The organism is Arthrobacter sp. K41, from assembly GCF_059089645.1.
Genome location: NZ_JBNHEW010000004.1, coordinates 121,688 through 137,953 on the forward strand (window position 1 = coordinate 121,688; position 16,266 = coordinate 137,953).

Annotated in this window: 13 protein-coding genes; 8 read left to right on the forward strand and 5 right to left on the reverse strand. The window is 66.9% G+C overall.

Going from position 1 to position 16,266, the window contains the following annotated elements; genetic code table 11:
• Positions 1-38 precede the first annotated feature (38 nt).
• Entirely contained in the window at positions 39-1,250 is a 1,212-nt protein-coding gene (locus AC5RTE_RS11180; RefSeq protein ID WP_494041466.1) for an acetoin utilization protein AcuC, read from the forward strand.
• A gap of 78 nt (positions 1,251-1,328) precedes the next feature.
• A complete protein-coding gene (locus tag AC5RTE_RS11185) occupies positions 1,329-1,919 on the forward strand; it encodes an ArsR/SmtB family transcription factor (protein ID WP_494041467.1) in 591 nt (196 codons plus the stop codon).
• Positions 1,920-1,943: 24 nt separating this feature from the next.
• Here AC5RTE_RS11185 and AC5RTE_RS11190 read toward each other — a convergent pair whose 3' ends face one another.
• Entirely contained in the window at positions 1,944-3,287 is a 1,344-nt protein-coding gene (locus AC5RTE_RS11190) for an alpha-hydroxy acid oxidase (RefSeq protein ID WP_494041468.1), read from the reverse strand.
• 107 nt (positions 3,288-3,394) lie between these two features.
• On the opposite strand from AC5RTE_RS11190, the gene AC5RTE_RS11195 reads away from it, so the two are divergent.
• A complete protein-coding gene (locus AC5RTE_RS11195; protein ID WP_494041469.1) occupies positions 3,395-4,120 on the forward strand; it encodes a FadR/GntR family transcriptional regulator in 726 nt (241 codons plus the stop codon).
• On the opposite strand, the gene AC5RTE_RS11200 is transcribed toward AC5RTE_RS11195, so the two are convergent.
• Positions 4,117-5,151, reverse strand: a complete 1,035-nt coding sequence (locus AC5RTE_RS11200) for a LacI family DNA-binding transcriptional regulator (RefSeq protein WP_494041470.1) — start codon at positions 5,149-5,151, stop codon at positions 4,117-4,119. The genes AC5RTE_RS11195 and AC5RTE_RS11200 overlap by 4 nt on opposite strands.
• Positions 5,152-5,514: 363 nt before the next feature.
• Between AC5RTE_RS11200 and AC5RTE_RS11205 the strand changes: the two genes are divergently transcribed.
• The 5 genes from AC5RTE_RS11205 to AC5RTE_RS11225 all read left to right on the forward strand — a co-directional run bounded on the left by AC5RTE_RS11205 (position 5,515) and on the right by AC5RTE_RS11225 (position 11,492).
• Positions 5,515-6,954, forward strand: a complete 1,440-nt coding sequence (locus AC5RTE_RS11205; RefSeq protein WP_494041471.1) for a Gfo/Idh/MocA family oxidoreductase — start codon at positions 5,515-5,517, stop codon at positions 6,952-6,954.
• Positions 6,955-6,988: 34 nt separating this feature from the next.
• Positions 6,989-7,954 carry an NAD-dependent epimerase/dehydratase family protein gene (locus tag AC5RTE_RS11210; RefSeq protein WP_494041472.1) on the forward strand — a complete coding sequence of 322 codons (966 nt, stop codon included), beginning with the start codon at positions 6,989-6,991 and terminating at the stop codon, positions 7,952-7,954.
• Positions 7,951-8,856: a 5-dehydro-4-deoxyglucarate dehydratase gene (locus AC5RTE_RS11215; RefSeq protein WP_494041473.1), complete on the forward strand. Its 906-nt coding sequence runs from the start codon at positions 7,951-7,953 to the stop codon at positions 8,854-8,856. The genes AC5RTE_RS11210 and AC5RTE_RS11215 overlap by 4 nt, the downstream gene beginning before the upstream one ends.
• Positions 8,856-9,959: a mandelate racemase/muconate lactonizing enzyme family protein gene (locus AC5RTE_RS11220; protein WP_494041474.1), complete on the forward strand. Its 1,104-nt coding sequence runs from the start codon at positions 8,856-8,858 to the stop codon at positions 9,957-9,959. The genes AC5RTE_RS11215 and AC5RTE_RS11220 overlap by 1 nt, the downstream gene beginning before the upstream one ends.
• A gap of 81 nt (positions 9,960-10,040) precedes the next feature.
• A complete protein-coding gene (locus AC5RTE_RS11225) occupies positions 10,041-11,492 on the forward strand; it encodes an aldehyde dehydrogenase (NADP(+)) (RefSeq protein WP_494041475.1) in 1,452 nt (483 codons plus the stop codon).
• Positions 11,493-11,609: 117 nt separating this feature from the next.
• On the opposite strand, the gene AC5RTE_RS11230 is transcribed toward AC5RTE_RS11225, so the two are convergent.
• Genes AC5RTE_RS11230 through AC5RTE_RS11240 form a run of 3 tightly spaced genes read right to left on the reverse strand, consistent with a single transcriptional unit; the run spans position 11,610 to position 16,128 of the window.
• On the reverse strand, positions 11,610-12,731 hold the full coding sequence (locus AC5RTE_RS11230; protein ID WP_494041740.1) for a M24 family metallopeptidase: 1,122 nt from the start codon (positions 12,729-12,731) through the stop codon (positions 11,610-11,612).
• A gap of 53 nt (positions 12,732-12,784) precedes the next feature.
• On the reverse strand, positions 12,785-14,914 hold the full coding sequence (locus AC5RTE_RS11235; protein ID WP_494041476.1) for a DUF6807 family protein: 2,130 nt from the start codon (positions 14,912-14,914) through the stop codon (positions 12,785-12,787).
• Complete coding sequence (locus tag AC5RTE_RS11240) at positions 14,914-16,128, reverse strand: acetylxylan esterase (RefSeq protein WP_494041741.1); 1,215 nt, start codon at positions 16,126-16,128, stop codon at positions 14,914-14,916. The genes AC5RTE_RS11235 and AC5RTE_RS11240 overlap by 1 nt, the downstream gene beginning before the upstream one ends.
• Positions 16,129-16,266 lie beyond the last annotated feature (138 nt).

Below are 16,266 nucleotides of genomic sequence, written 5' to 3' on the forward strand. Positions count from 1 at the left end.
GGGCAGGAACGGGTGCAGGCTCGGGTAGCCTGTGATTGATGACATATTTGCCCGGTCTTAGCAAGCCCGCGCCGCCAACGACGGTGGTGTGGGGCGCTGACATGACCGCTTACAACTTCGGTCCGGGGCACCCGATGGCGCCCGAACGGATGGACCTCACGGCCCGCCTTGCGCAAAGCCTGGGACTTTTCGACCTGGAGCACCTGGCAGTGGCAGCGCCGGAGATCGCCACCGACGCCGAACTGGAGTCCGTGCATTCGGCCGAATTCGTGGCCGCGGTCCGCAGGGTCAGTGAGGACCCCTACGCGGCGGACGAGCTCCGGGGCCTGGGAACTGAGGACGATCCCGCTTTTGCCGGCATGCATGAGGCCGCAGCGAGGCTGGCGGGTGGCTCCCTGCTGGCCGCTACCCAGATTTTGGAGGGATCCGCCCTGCACGCGGTGAACTTCGGCGGCGGCATGCACCATGCCGCCCGTGACAAGGCCAGCGGGTTCTGCATCTACAACGATGCCGCGCTTGCCGTGCAGAAACTGCTCGACGGCGGCATCCGCAAAGTGGCGTACATCGACGTCGACGCCCACCACGGGGACGGGACGGAAAGCATCTTCTGGGACGACCCCCGGGTACTCACCTTGTCCCTGCACGAGAGCGGACTCACACTGTTCCCCGGGACCGGATTCGCCAATGAAATCGGCGGACCCAACGCGGAGGGGACTGCGGTCAACATCGCCTTGCCGTCAGGGACAGGAGACGCCGGCTGGCTTAGGGCCTTCCATGCCGTGGTGCCCCAACTGGTGGCAGCGTTCGAGCCCGAGGTGATCGTGAGCCAGCACGGCTGTGATTCGCACCGGACGGACCCGCTCACGCACCTCAACCTCAGTGTTGACGGGCAGCGGGAGGCGGCAACCGCCGTCGGGAATCTTGCCGCCCGCTACTGCGGCAACCGCTGGATTGCTACTGGCGGTGGCGGGTACAACGTGCTGCACGTGGTGCCGAGATCCTGGAGCCACCTGATCGCCATTGCCGCGGGCAGGCCGGTACCGCTGCGGACGGCCGTTCCCGAGGACTGGCGAAGGTACGTCGAGGAAAAGTTCGGCACCGCCACCCCCGGGCTGATGGGCGACGACGTGGAGCTGTGGTGGCGGTCTTGGGAAGTGGGGTTTGATCCTAACGACGCCGTGGACCGCACCGTCATGGCCACCCGCAAGGCAGTCTTTCCGCTGCACGGACTTGATCCCTGGTTCGACTAACGGAAATCTCCTCCACGTGCCCCGTGCCCGGCGAAATAGTTGATGCCTTTCGAGGCATATGTCGCTAGGGTGGGAGGCATGGTGACAGACGACGTATTTGCCGTCATTGCGGAATCGACCCGTCGGGACATCCTGACCTCCCTTCGATCAGGAGACAAGGCTGTGGGGGAGCTCGTGGAGGAATTGGCGGCGAGCCAGCCCACCATTTCCAAGCACCTGAAGGTCCTGCGGGAAGCCCAGCTGGTGAGCATGCGGGCCCAGGGCCAGAAGCGCTACTACGCGCTGAACCGCAAGCCGCTGGAGGGGATTGCCAGTTGGCTCGAAACATTCGACGTCGGCGCCGCGGCTTCCGCTCCTCCGGCACCTGCAACTGTTGCCTCGACCCCGGATGGGGATTCTCCGGCTCCTGCCTCTCCGGCTCCTGCCTCTACTGCGCGGGAAGACCTCACAGCCGACGCAGTGGCCGCTGACGCTGTCTCCGCCGGAGTGCTGGCGCCGGACGGCACCGACCTGAGTCCCGCCGTCGTCATTCCGGGCGGAACTGTTGCCCCGCTCAGCGATGACAGCGTGCCCCAGCAGATCGGCCGGACCGTGGGCCGGGCGGCCACCAAGGCAGCCGACCTGCTGGCGAACCTGCCCAACCTCCCCAAGTTCGGCCGGAAAAAGTAGCCCCTTAAGTCAACTCAGCGGCGCCTACTTGTTGAGCAGCCGCACGTGCTCCGGGGTCAGTTCGGAGATTTTGCTGACACCCAGCAGGGCCATGGTGCGGGCCATGTCCTTTTCGAGGATCTGGATGGTGCGGTCAACGCCGGCGCGGCCGCCCGCCATCAGGCCGTAGAGGTAGGCGCGGCCGATCAGTGTGAAGTCCGCGCCGAGGGCCAGGGCCGCCACGATGTCGGCACCGCTCATGATGCCGGTGTCCAGCATGATCGCGGCGTCGGTGTTGTCCGCGGTGAATGCCTGCTTGACCTCTGGGAGCAGGTGGAACGGAATGGGGGCCCGGTCCAGCTGGCGGCCGCCGTGGTTGGAAAGAATTATGCCGTCTGCGCCATGGTCGACCACCCGGCGGGCGTCCTCGACGGTCTGGATGCCCTTGACCACCAGCTTGCCCTTCCAGGTCTCGCGCAGCCAGTCCAGGTCCTCGAAGGTGAGGGTGGGGTCGAACATGGAGTTGATCAGGTCGGCAACGGTGCCCGTGTAGCGGGACAGCGATGCGAACGTAAGCGGCTCGTGGGTGAGGAAGTTGAACCACCAGGCCGGGCGGTAGGAGGCGTCCAAAACGGTCTTGATGGTGAGCGCCGGCGGGATGGTCATGCCGTTGCGGACGTCGCGGAGCCGGGCGCCGGCCACCGCCGTGTCCACGGTAACCATCAGGGTGTCGTTGCCGGCTTTGGCGGCCCGCTCGATGAGTTCCAGCGAGCGGTCGCGGTCCGTCCACAGGTAAAGCTGGAACCAGTTGCGGCCGTTCGGGGCCGCTGCTGCCACGTCCTCAATGGAAGCGGTGCCCATGGTGGAGAGCGTGTAGGGGATTCCGGCGGCTTCAGCAGCCTGGGACCCGGCGTACTCCCCTTCGGACTGCATCATGCGGGTGAAGCCGGTGGGGGCGATGCCCACCGGGAGGCGGGACGGCTTGCCGAGGATTTCCGTGGTCAGGTCGATGGCGGAGACGTTCCGCAGGATGCCCGGACGGAATTCGATGTCCAGGAAGGCCTGGCGGGCCCGGCGAAGGGTGATTTCCTCTTCGGCTGCGCCGTCGGTGTAATCAAAGGGTGCCTGCGGGGTGCGGCGCTTGGCGATGTCCCGCAGTTCCCACACCGTGCTGGCGCGCTTGATCCGGGCTTCTTTGCTGAACTCCGGCTTCTTGAACTGCATCAGGGGAGCCAGGTCCGAGTACTTGGGGATTCGGCGCTTCAGTGCCGCGGGGACGGCGGAAGCAGCGCCTGCCGGGGTCACGGCAGCTGCCGGCGTTGCCGGAACATCCGCGGCCTCCGGAGCAGGCGTGAGCTCCGGGTTATGGGGCTGAATGGTGTGGGTCATGGCATCCTCCGTTGGGCCGGTGACAGGTCTTGCCATCGGGCAAGCCGTTCTGTGGTCTAACCACACTGTAGGCCATGTGGTCCAACCACATCAACTACCATTGCCTCATGAAAACCCATCAGCTTGTCCTGGCCTGGATAGAGAATGAGCTCTCGGAGGGGCGGCTGGCTGTGGGCGGCCGATTGCCGGCCGAGCGTTCCCTCGCTGAGCAGCTGCAGGTATCACGCACCTCTGTCCGGGAAGCCATCCGGATCCTTGAAGCCATGGGCGTAGTACGGGCGGGGGTAGGGTCCGGGCCGGAGGCGGGAACGGTTGTCATTTCGGATCCGACGGCGGCATTGGGTTCTGCGCTGCGGCTGCACGTTGCCACCCAGCACCTTCCCGTGGCGGACATCGTGGAGACGCGCATGCTCCTCGAGTCGTGGGCGGTGTCGCATGCCAAGCCTGGCGCGCCGGAACTAGCAGGCGCAGCAAGGCTGCTGGACCAGATGGATGCGGAAGCGGTGGCGGTCGATGAGTTCCTGGCCCTGGACGTCCGTTTCCACCTCGCCCTCGCCGACGCCGCGGGCAATGCCGTGGTCAGCGCCATGATGGGGTCGCTGCGTGAATCCATTACCGGCTACGCATCCCGGCTCACTGCCAACCTTCCGGACTGGGATGCCACTGCCGCCCGCCTGCGGGCTGAGCATCACAGCATATTGGCCGCTGTGCAGGGTAACGACGGCGTGCGGGCGGCCAAGCTGGTCGCTGCCCATATCGAGGGGTACTACAAGGAGGCCGGAGTGAGCCACGCCGACCAGGTGAATGCAGGCGGAGCCGGCCGAGAACCCTAGCCGTGAACCGTTGAACGGGGAGCCTTGGCCGGGCCGCTGCTGGCCCGCACTTGGAGGCGCGGCTGGTAACGGCTGCCGGGCGCGGCATTGTCTTCCTTGCGGATCAGCGCGCGCAGCTGGTGCCAGGCCTGCTCGCCCAGTTCAGTAATGGGAACGGCGGCCGTGGTGAGGGCGGGGGTGGTGTATTTGGCAAACGGGATGTCGTCGAACCCGGTCACCGAGATGTCGCCGGGAACGTCGAGGCCCCGTTCGTGCAGCCCGCTCATCAGGCCCATGGCCACCAGGTCATTGAAGGCAAGAATTCCGGTGGCGCCGCTTTCCAGTACGGCGTCCACGGCGTCGTGCCCGGTGTCAAAGTCCGAACCGCCTTCAAGCATTCGGACGTCCACCTGCGGATGGGCCGCCTTGAACGCCTCCAGGCCCTGGAGCCGCATGCCGTTGGAAGCACTTCGCGGCGGCCCCGCCAGGAATGCCAGGCGGGTGTGGCCCAGGTCCACCAGGTGCTCTGCGATGTCCTGAACCCCCCGCCCGTAATCCACCACCAGGCTGGGTACGCCCGCGGCTGACGTGGTGCGGTTGATCAGCACCAGGGGGTGGAGCGAGGGTGCAATCTCCTCCAGTTCTGAATCGCTCATGCGCGGTGCACAGAGGACCAGGCCATCGCACCGCCGGCGGGCTTCCCCGGCGAGGATTGTTTCTTCGCTGGACACCTCAAAGGAATCGGCTATCAGAACGCGGTAACCGTTCTGGGCGGCAGCCCGGCTCAATCCGCGCAGGATTGCCTGGAAAGTGGGGTTCGCCAGGTCCGGCACCACGATGCCGATGGTGTCGGTCTTGCCCAGGGCCAGGCTGCGGCCCACCGGGTTGGGCTGGTACTTCAACTCTGCCGCCGCAGCCCGGACCCGGGACGCAATGTCCGGGTCCACAGTGAAGTTGCCGTTCATGACACGGGACACCGTGGCATGGGACACCCCAGCTTTGACCGCCACGTCCGCGATCCCGATCCTGCCGGTTGCCGATCTCCTGGCCATGACGGTCCCTTCTTCAACTCGGCGGGGTCCAGCCCTGCACCGATGTGCTGCCCGTGGGCAGGTTCTGCCGCCTGTGCCTGCGGGGTATTGAAAGAAAGCATATACCGGCCCGGGAAAGCGATTTCTACTCCTTTCCCGAGTTTTCCCACAACTTTCAGGTCGTGGGGCCGAGCCGCGCCGGTTCAGCGCAGCAGAAACCGTTTTCTCCCGCCATTGATAATGGTTGACGGATACGTGCCCAGGTTGGTACAAACGTATTAGGAACGTGAGAAAACGCTTTCTTGCGCGATGCAGGATTGCGCTCCGCTTCGAACCCAGAGGCCGCCGGATCGGCCGGGTAACAGCTTTGGAAAGGGACCCTTCATGGTCAACACACCCGAATCAACTACTGCCGGAGAGGCCTCACCAGCCGCCGCCCACGCCGCTGTCGGGGCCGCAGGACGGAGCGGTAAAGCGCGGATTGCCTTGATCGGCACCGGCGGCCGTTCCGAGATGTATATCCGCGCCATCTTCGGCAAGCACGCTGAGACCGCCGAGCTGGTGGCGTTCTCCGACGTGAACCCCGGCCGCGTGGAGTTTTACCAAAAGCTCATCCAGGAACTTGGTGCGCCGGGTCCTGTGGGGTCGTTCGACCCCGCGGAACTTACCGCGTTCATCCAGCACAACAACATCGACCGCGTTGTAGTGACCACGCCGGACTACACGCACGCTGACTACATCGTTGAGTCACTCCGCGCAGGGGCCGACGTCGTCGTTGAAAAGCCCCTCACCATTGACGCCGAGGGCTGCCGCCGCATCACCCAGGCTGTGCACGAAACGGGCCGCAACGTGGTGGTCACCTTCAACTACCGCTACTCGCCGCGCAACAGCGCCCTCAAGGAAACCATCCAGAGCGGCGTGATCGGCAAGGTCACGTCCATCGACTTCAGCTGGGTCCTGGACACGGTGCACGGTGCGGACTACTTCCGCCGCTGGCACCGGGAGAAGAAGAACTCCGGCGGCCTGCTGATCCACAAGGCCTCCCACCACTTCGACCTCGTTAACTGGTGGATCGACGACGTCCCCGAGAAGGTATTCGCCTCCGGCGGCCTGAAGTTCTACGGTGACAAGAACGCCGCCGAGCGCGGCCTGGGTCCCCGTCCCGAACGCGGCACGCCCGACGCCGACGCGCCGGCCACCGCCGAAAAGGATCCCTTCACGCTGGACCTGCGGGAGGACGAGCGGCTCAAGGCCCTGTTCCTGGACAACGAGCACTTCGACGGCTACCGCCGTGACCAGGACGTCTTCACCGGCGGCATCACTATTGAGGACAACCTCGCGCTGGTGGTGGAGTACGGGGGCGGCCCGCGCCTGAGCTATTCACTGAACGCCCACAGCCCGTGGGAGGGCTACCGCGTGGCGGTCAACGGCACCGAAGGCCGTGCCGAACTGGAGGTCGTGGAACGCGCAGCGGTCCACTCCAGCACGGACAAGAAGACCGTGGTGGACCCGAGCGCAACACCCATCGAAGAGGATGACGCCATCCGCCGTAACGGTGAACGCCTCGTGGTCCAGCGCCACTGGGAAGCCGCCTATGAGGTGCCGATTGTTAACGGAGAAGGCGGCCACGGCGGCGGTGACGAGCTCCTCCTCTCGGATCTCTTCAACGGCCCGGGCGAGGACCCGCTGGGACGCCCCTCCGGCTACCTGGACGGGCTGCGCTCGGTCTCGGTGGGCATCGCCGGCAACCGCTCCCTTGAGTCCTCCCTGCCTGTGCGCATCGAGGACCTGGACCTCGGCGTCGACCTCCGCCGCGGCAACTGACTCCTGCCAAGGAAACCCGAACGAAGGAACAACCATGAGCAGGATCTTTGTCACCGGCGGCTCCGGCCGCCTGGGCCGCAGCGTGGTGGCCGGGCTCGCCGAAAAGGGCCACCACGTCATCTCGGTGGACCGCGACGCCGTTCCGGCTGACCAGCTGCCCGCCGGCATCGTGCAGGAAACCGCCGACCTCCTCGCCCCGGGCGAGGCGCTCCGCCTCCTGCGGGAAACTACGCCCGACGCCGTCATCCACCTTGCGGCAATAGCGGTGCCGTTCAGCGCGCCCGAGGAGGTCATCTTCGGCACGAACACGCGGCTCGCCTTTGCCGTCATCAGTGCTGCGACCGAAGTCGGCGTGCCGAAGATCGTGACCGCCAGCAGCCCCACGGTGCTCGGTTACGGCTCGCCCGCGGGTTGGCTGCCGCCGTCGTTCCCGCTGGATGAGCGGACCCCGCCGCGGCCCTGGAACGCCTACGCGCTGTCCAAGCTGATTGCCGAGCAGACCGTGCAGACATTCGCTGCCGCACAGGGTGAAAAGATCCGCTACGCGGCCTTCCGCCCCTGCTTCGTCATCTCACCGGAGGAATGGGCAGGCGCGCCGACGCAGCAGGGCCACACCCTGGCCGAACGGCTGGCGGATCCTTCCCTGTCTGCACCCGCCCTGTTCAACTACGTGGATGCACGGGACGTGGCGGACTTCCTGGACCTGCTGCTGGCGAAAATGCCGTCCATCCCCAACGGAGAGACCTTTTTTGTTGGAGCCGCAGATGCCCTGGCCACCACCCCGCTGGCGGAACTGATGCCCAGGTTCCTGCCCGGAAGCGAAGCCCTCAGTGCAGGGCTTACCGGCACCAGCCCGGCATTCTCCATCGCCAAAGCACAGGAACTCCTGGGCTGGCACCCCACGCGCAGTTGGCGTACCGAACTCAAGTCCCGCCCCACCCTCAACGACGAGAACTCCGCGCTGGTCAATGCCGGCAGCGGAGCCAAGGAGACCCCATGAAATTCGACGGCGTACTGTTCTTTCCCGTCACCCCGTTCACCGCCAGTGGTGCCGTTGATGTGGAACTGCTCAAGGAACACATCAGCTCCCGGCTCCCGTTCGGCCCCGGCGGCGTTTTCCCCGCCTGCGGCACCGGCGAATTCCACGCCCTCAGCCTTGACGAGGTACGCACCGTGGTGACGGCCGCCGTCGAGGTTGTTGCCGGAAAGGTGCCCGTAGTAGCCGGCGCCGGGGGACCGCTTGGCCACGCCCTGGCGGCCGCCCGCGTTGCCGAGGAAGCCGGCGCCGATGCCCTCCTGGTCCTGCCGCCGTACCTCGTCACGGGACCCACCGACGGGCTCGTGGCGTACATCGAGGCGGTGGCCGGCGCCAGCAGCCTCCCGGTGATTGTTTACCACCGGGGCAACGCCAAGTTCACCGCTGATTCGATGGCCAGGCTGGCCGACAACCCGAAGGTCATCGGCTTCAAGGACGGCCTCGGCGATGTTGGGCTCGCCCAGGAGATCGTCACCGCAGTGCGCGCCGCCGGACGGGATGACTTTGCCTTCTTCAACGGCCTGCTCACCGCCGAGCTTACCCAGGGCGCCTACCGCGGCCTGGGCATCCCGCTATACTCCTCTGCTGCGTTTGCCATGGCCCCGGAAATCGCCAAGGCCTACTACGACGCCTACAGTTCAGGAGACGAGGACCGCCGCAATGCCCTGCTGGAAGGGTTCTACGCGCCCCTGGTCCGCCTGCGTGACCAGACCCCCGGCTTCGGCGTTTCACTGATCAAGGCGGGCCTGCGGCTCGGTGGACTTCCCGTCGGCTCTGTGCGCCCGCCGCTGGTGGACCCCACCGAGGAGCAGCTGGTGCAGCTGAAGGCCATCCTTGCCAAGGGCTACGAGCTGGCCGGCCGCTGATGGGCGCCCCCGCAGCTGTTGCTGTCCGGACCGGCCCGCGAATCACGGGCCTATCCACCCGGCTCATCACGGTTCCGCTGCGCCGCAGCTGGGGTGCTGAGGCGCCGGAAAACCACGTGATCGTCACGGAAATACAAACGGACGACGGCGGTACGGGGCATGGTTTTTCCTGGACGCCCACCATCGGCCCCCATGCCGTGAAAGCCCTGCTGGACCACGACATTGCACCGTTCATCGCCGGGCTGCCGGCCAACCCCGAAGTGGTCTGGGACGCCGTGTGGAAACGGCTGCACGAGGCAGGCGGCGGGGGACTGACCACCATTGCCATGGCCGGGGTGGACCTGGCGCTGTGGGACCTCCAGGCCTCCCGGGCCAATACCTCCCTCACCGGACTCCTGGGCCAGCGCCACGAGTCCGCGGAGGTGTACGGCTCCGGAGTGAACCTGCACTACACCCTCGAAGAGCTGGTAGCCCAGACCCGGCGGTGGGTTGCGGCCGGGCACCGGGCAGTGAAAATCAAGGTAGGCAAGCCCGACATCCGCGAGGATGCCGAGCGTGTCGCCGCGGTCCGCTCCGTCCTGGGCCCGGACCGGAAACTGATGATTGACGCCAACCAGCGCTGGGACCTGCCAACTACGCTCAAAGCACTGGACGTCCTGGCCGGCTTCGGCCTGGAGTGGCTCGAGGAGCCCATCCGGGCGGACGACCTCTGGGCGTACCGCAGGCTCCGCAAGCACTCGCCGGTGCCGATCGCCCTTGGTGAAAACCTGCACACCATCTACCGCTTCCGGGATTTCATAGAAGCGGAGGCGGTGGACATCATTCAGCCGAACATCATCCGGGTGGGTGGCATCACACCGTTCCGGCGCATTGTGGAGCTTGCCCGGACCAACAGCATTAAAGTTCTGCCGCACCTGCTCCCTGAGCTGTCCGGCCAGCTGGCCTTGACGCTTGCCGAGCCAACCCTGGTGGAGGACGTGGAGGAGGCATCCTTTGAGCAGTTGGGGATCCTGGCCGGCCCGTCGCCGGTCCGGTTCAGCGACAGCAGGCTGACGCTTACCGATCAGCCCGGGCTCGGCTTCCGCTTCCACGGTGCGGGCTAGCAGGCCAGCGCAGGCTGCGCGGCATGCCCCGCCGACCACGGCAGACCCTACGAATCCAGCAACAAAGAACAGGTACCCCAAGTGACAACTGCAACCCTTTCCCTGTCCGGGCTGACCGCCGCCGCCACAGAAGCAGCCAAAATCTCGGCGGCAGCCTCCGACGCCGAACGCGCCGCCTGGCTCACCGCGGTGGCTGACGCGCTTGATGCCAACGCCGCGGAGCTGGTGGAGATCGCTGATTCCGAGACGAGCCTGGGCGCACCCCGCCTCACCGGCGAAGTGGCCAGGACCACCGGCCAGCTGCGCCTGTTCGCCCGCGTGATCACGGAGGGTTCCTACCTGGAAGCCGTGATCGACCACGCGGATCCCAACTCCACCCCGCCCAAGCCGGACCTGCGCCGCATCCTGCGCCCCATCGGCCCCGTGGCGGTGTTCTCCGCGTCAAACTTCCCGTTCGCCTTCTCGGTGGTTGGTGGCGACACCGCCTCAGCGCTGGCCGTAGGCTGCTCAGTGATCGTCAAGGCCCACTCCGGCCACCTGCGCCTCTCGGAGCGGACCGCCGAGATAGCCGCCGATGCACTGCGTGCAGCCGGTGCCCCCGAAGGCATCTTCGCCCTGGTCACCGGCCGCGAGGTGGGAACCGCGCTGGTGCAGGATCCCGCCATCAAGGCGGTGGGCTTCACGGGTTCCATCCCCGGCGGCCGGGTGCTCTTCGACCTCGCAACATCGCGCCCGGAGCCCATCCCGTTCTACGGTGAACTCGGCAGCCTGAACCCGGTGGTTGTCACAGAGGCGGCCCTGGCGGAGCGGTCCGGGCAGCTGGCGGAGGGCCTGGCAGCGTCCTTCACCCTTGGCGCCGGACAGTTCTGCACCAAGCCAGGGCTGGTCTTCATCCCGGCAGGAACTGACTTTGCCGCCAGAGTGGCGGTTGCCAGCAAGGGCAAGCCGGCCCTGGGTATGCTGACCAGCCGGATCGCCGAGGCGTACCCGGATGGCCTGCGCAGCTTCGCTGCAGTGGAGGGCGTGAATGTGGTCAGCGGCAGCGTGGACCAAAATGCCGTGACGGACGGAGCGGCCCCGGTAGTCTTCTCCACCTCGGCGGCCAAGGTCCTGGAGCGTCCCGAGGAACTGCTGGAGGAGTGCTTCGGCCCTACCACCATGCTCATTGAATACACGGACCGGGAGGAACTCTCCGCAGTCCTGGCCAAGGTGCCCGGCAGCCTGACCGCCACGGTCCACGCCCAGCCCGGCGAGGACGTAGCGGCCCTTGTGGAGCAGCTGTCCAGCCTCGCCGGCCGCGTTCTCTTCGACGGCTGGCCTACCGGTGTGGCAGTGAACTGGGCACAGCAGCACGGCGGCCCCTACCCGGCCACCACCTCGCTGTTCACCTCGGTAGGCGCGACGGCGGTCCGCCGGTTCCAGCGTCCGGTTGCCTACCAGGATGCGCCCGAGACGGTCCTGCACCCGGCCCTGCACGAGGGCAACCCGCTGCGTATTCCGCGCCGCGTCGACGGGGAACTCGTACTGCCCTAGCGACGCTCTCTCACCTAATGTCGGTTTGACCAAAACGCTCTCTCAGTCGGTGCCGGGACTACGGCTACGACTGAGAGAGCGTTTTGTGTTTTCCTGCAGTATCTGCAAGAGCGTTGCCTACAGCTGGAGGGTAACCGGCCGTGCCAGCCCGTTGACGGTGTCAACCGGCCACCGCGGATCCACCGTGAGGACCTGCAGGCCCGATTCGGTGAGCTGGACCGTGTCCTCGATCTTGACGCCAGGGCCTGACGGGTTCCAGGTGAAGGCCTGGTTGAGGACCACCGTGTCCGTGGCGGCCGCCGTGACGCGGGGGTCGCGGCCTGCATACCCGGCCGGTCCGCCCTGATGGTGCTGTTCCCACTGCCCGGCGCCGAAACCATGCCGCAGGTAGGCTGCCTGGATCTCGCTGAAAATGCGGTCCAGCCGGGTGCCGGGTACGGTGGCGTCGAAAATGTCGGCTTCCACGGCGGCGATGCGGGCCTCGGCGTCGCGCTCTTCCGGGGTGCCGGCGTCGAACCTTACCCAGCGGGTGATGTTGGCCACGAGGCCGTCCCTGCGTGCGCACACCACGGCCATGGCGCGGCGGCCCAAGGGCGAGTGGGTGGCCAGCGGGTGCCGGAAACCGCTGCGGCTGCTCCCGTTGCACAGCAGGACCAAGGGCTCGGCGCCGGCGGCGACAACCCTGGCGGCCAGGGCAGATACCAGCTCAAATTCGGTGGTTTCGGGGCGGGCCGCGGAGAGGACGTCCGTCATGATGGCTGCGACGTCGGCGCTGAGGCCGGAATAGCGTGCGCTCTCGGCCGGGAGCAGCTGCTGGCGGGCTGCGCGCAGCTCAGCGGCTACTGCTGCTTCGGCCAGCGGTGTGGAACCTCCGGCAGTGCCGACGGCGGCCGTTGCCTCGTGCAGGTTGCCGTACCAGGGCACCGAATGGAGGGTTACCCCGGATGGCAGTTCTTCGGCGGCGATGCGCCCGGCCTCGTTGTTGAACGTGACCAGGTGGTCGGCGTCGCGGTCCACGAGGATTGCCGCGATGGGATCACCGGCCAGGCTGATGTGCATGCGGCTGCCGTCCAAGTACCAGGTCACTGCCGTGCTGGTGGTGAGCAGCAGGGAATCCTGGCCCTTGGCGTCGAGGATATCGAGCACACGGCGCCGTTTGACGGCGCGGTCCGCTACGGAGGCGGGGGCCACACGGAGGGCTGGAGCCGGAACGGGTTCTGTTGGAACCGGGTCCAGCATCGCGGTTCCGCTCCCTCCGCCCGGAAGCTGTGAGTTGTCTGCTGTTGTCTGGCTCATGAGCGGTTCCCCTGCCGGTTGATCAATGCTTCGACGTCTGCCGTGCCCAGAATGCCGTCGGCCACAAAAACGGTGATGCTGCGCTGCACTGGAACGCCCGGTTCAGCGATGACGGGGGTATCCCAGGCCAAGGACTGGCCCACCCCCGGGTAACCGTCCACCCGGACGAACCAGGGGTCGGTGGAACCTTCGGCGGCTACAAAAACGAGGGTGGCGCTGCCGTTTGGTGTGCCGGCCCCATCTGACCCGTCGTGGAGATCCCCGGCCGCGAACGTTCCGGCCCAAGCCAGCCATGGCGACACGGAGCCGTGCACCCCGGCTTCCCCGGCGCTGGCGGATGTCCACACCTTGGCACCGTCACAAGCGGGCAGCCGCCAGAAGAATCCGCCGTACCCGCCTTCGTGCCGGCCGTTGGAGCCGGGGCTGCCCAGGCTGACTGGCCGGTCACCGGCAGGGGAGAGGGCGAAATGCAGGGACAGCTGCCAAGCGGACGAGCTGAGGCCGGACCACGTCCAGGTCCGGTCCTCAACCAAAACCGGGATGCCGTCGGGGCCGTTCCAGTTCAGGGTCTCCTGCAGCCGTCCGCCCTGGCCGTCAGATCCTGCGTCTGTTTCTGCAACCGACAGCGCGGTGCTGCTGATGCTCCCGTGGTCCGCGCGCCAGACATACTGGCTTGCCTCCCGGGTATAGGTCCGGCCGCCCCAGAAGTTGACGCCGTCCACATCCTGCAGGGCCACCCCCACACCTAGATGCCACACGTGGTCCAGCGGCTGGTGGTCCGTCACCACGGTGCCCCGGAGGGTCCGGACCGGGTGCAGGTAAGGACGCGGTGAAGAAACGGCGCGAATGCGGCGGCCGTCCTGGTACTCCGCCACCGGCTTGCCGTCCAGCGTCAACGTCCGGACCGAGGACAGTTCCCGGGCCCACGGCACGCCCAGCTCAGCGAACGTGGCCTGCGCCTTGACGGCCCGCTCGATCAAGGGGCCAATTCCCTGCACTACCGGATGGGCGTCGTCGCCGTCGCCTTCCCATGTGATGTGGTCCGGGCTGATGGCCTGCGGGGCGGGCGCGGTGCGGATGGCCTCCAAGACCTTGGTGAACGCGCCGGTCTCTTCCAATGAGCACAGCAACGGGGCGCCCGTGGACCGGGCCTCTAAAAGGTTTTCCAGCAGATCGCTGCGGCCAAAGGTTTCCCGGCGCTCGCCGCCGGCAGTGGTGATGACCACCTCGTCCTCGGTGTAAAAAAACGTGATCTCGCCCCTGGTTCCATGCACCGTGGCGGAGGGCGGCTCCTGCACCGGGGCACACAGAGTCAGTCCGCAAAGCAGTGTGGTGCCCCCGGTGGTTCGGACGCGGATGATGGAGGTGTCATCGCTTTGAGTCCCGTGCGCCCGGTACAGGTCCGTCTCCACCGACTCCACGTCCGCGAGCGTGTGTGCCCCGGCCATGCGGAGGGCGGTGGCCACGGCGTGGGCCAGTGCGTTGGTAGCCACACCGTCCACCACATCGATGCCGTCGAGGCTCCGCTTTCCGGCCCACCGGGAACGTTTGAAATAGGCCTTGTTCCGCACCCACTGGCCTCTCGCGCTTAAGCCGAGGACATCACCAATTCTGCCGGCTTGCACCAGGTTCCGGATGGCAGGCAACGCGTGGGACCCAAGGCTCTGGAAGCCCACCTGGACCAGCTGCCCGCCAGCGCCGGCAGCTGCCAGCACCTGATCAAACTGGCTGAGGGACGCCACCGGCGGCTTCTCCACGTAAACGTCCTTGCCGGCAGCCAAGGCCGCGAGGGCCAGGGGTGCGTGCGTCTGGATAGGTGTGGCAAGAATAACGACGTCGACACCCGGGTCCGCTGTCAGCAGCTGCGCCAGGTCTTCGAAGACAGCTACCGGCTCGGCAAGCTGTCCTTCCGCCGGCGGATTGGGATCGGCCACCGCCACCAACTTCAGGGCGCCGGCTTCCTCGAGCCGGGCCAGGTTGGCAAGATGGCGTTCCCCGAAACCGTGGACGCCCACCAGGGCTATCCGCGGAAGAGCCGACGGTTTGATAGCTGCCGCCTCAGTGCCTGGAGCAGTCTGGCCGGCCGGGCGGGTGGGATTTTCCGCGGTGGCGGACTGTTGAGTCATCAGGTTGTTCCTTGAGGGCTGAAGGTGGTTTGGAAGTCATTGGTGTCGGCAGTTGCAGCGCCGGACGCGTTGCGCTGCCCGCGGTGCAGCGCGGCGGACAGGAAGTCGAGCGCTTCCTCCTGCATAGGGGCCGTGAAAACGTGGCCGCCCGGCCAGAAGCTTCCGGTGTAGCTCCCATGCGGGTGCAGCGACTCCAGGATGCGGTGGGCTTCGCGCATGCCGTCCTCGGGAAACAACTCATCGGCCAGGGCGTACTGAACCAGGAGTTGGCTGGCCTCCGAACTTGCCGTGAGCTCCGGCCAGTCACCCAGGCGCCACAATCCCGGCGTCTGCAGCAGCCAGGAATGGGCGTCCAGGTGGGCTGGAAGAAGTGACTGGAAAGTGGTCATCATGCACGTCACCACGTAGCTGCGGATCCGTGGACTGAGCGCGGCAAGCGCCAGGGAGCGGCCACCGCCACCGGAGAACCCGATGCAGCCCAGCCGGTCCTGGTCCACGCCGGGCAGTCCGGCGAGGACCTCCAGGGCAGCCAGGTCGTCATGGGCCACCATGCCGGCCAGGCTGGTGCCCAGCAGGCCGGCCGTCTTGGCCACAGTTTCCTCGTGGAACGCAGCGGCGGCGTTGTATTCATCCGCATCGGAAGGCACGACGCCGTCCTCCCGCCACTGGGCCTGCCTCGCCTCCAGGGCCGAAGCGGTCCGCCACGGGGGAGTGGAGAGGTCGAAGCGGCGGCTGCCCCAGGCGAAGGTGTCGTGCGCGAGGACGGCGAAGCCCCGCCGGGCGACTTCGGTGGCGAGGGCACGCCCGTCGTAGTGCCCTGCCCGTGCGTTTTCCGCGGAAGGATGGGACTTCGGAAGCTCCACCAGCCGGTCCGCGCCGCCGAATTTGTTCCCGCCGTGGCAGTGCAGGGCAAGGACGCCGGGCAGGGCATGCGTACTGCCGGCCGGCCTTATCAGCCAGGCGGTAGTCCGGGGGCCGAAACCCACCTCCCAGCTGAGCTGGGAGGTGGTGACGCCGTCGTACGTCTCCTGCCAGTGCACTCTCACGTCCGGTCGCTGTGGCGCGCCCGGTACCCCGAGCGCGTCTGCCAGTTCCTGCGCCGCCGGAGTGGCGGCCTGGTACCGGGGGTGTTGCTGTATGTAGGCAGGCCAGTCCACGTAACCGGGGATGGCGCTGGGCCGCGCCGACCGGGCATCAATGGCCGGTCGAGCGATACTGTTCAATGGCCTGCCTCCTGTTCTCAAGTTGTTATAGGGGTAGCGCTGCGTGGCTGGCCCACGTTGCCAATATTCCGGCTGCTCTTCCGCAGCCAGTCGAAGCCGGCGCCAAGCTGCATTGTGTACGGTCAGCCA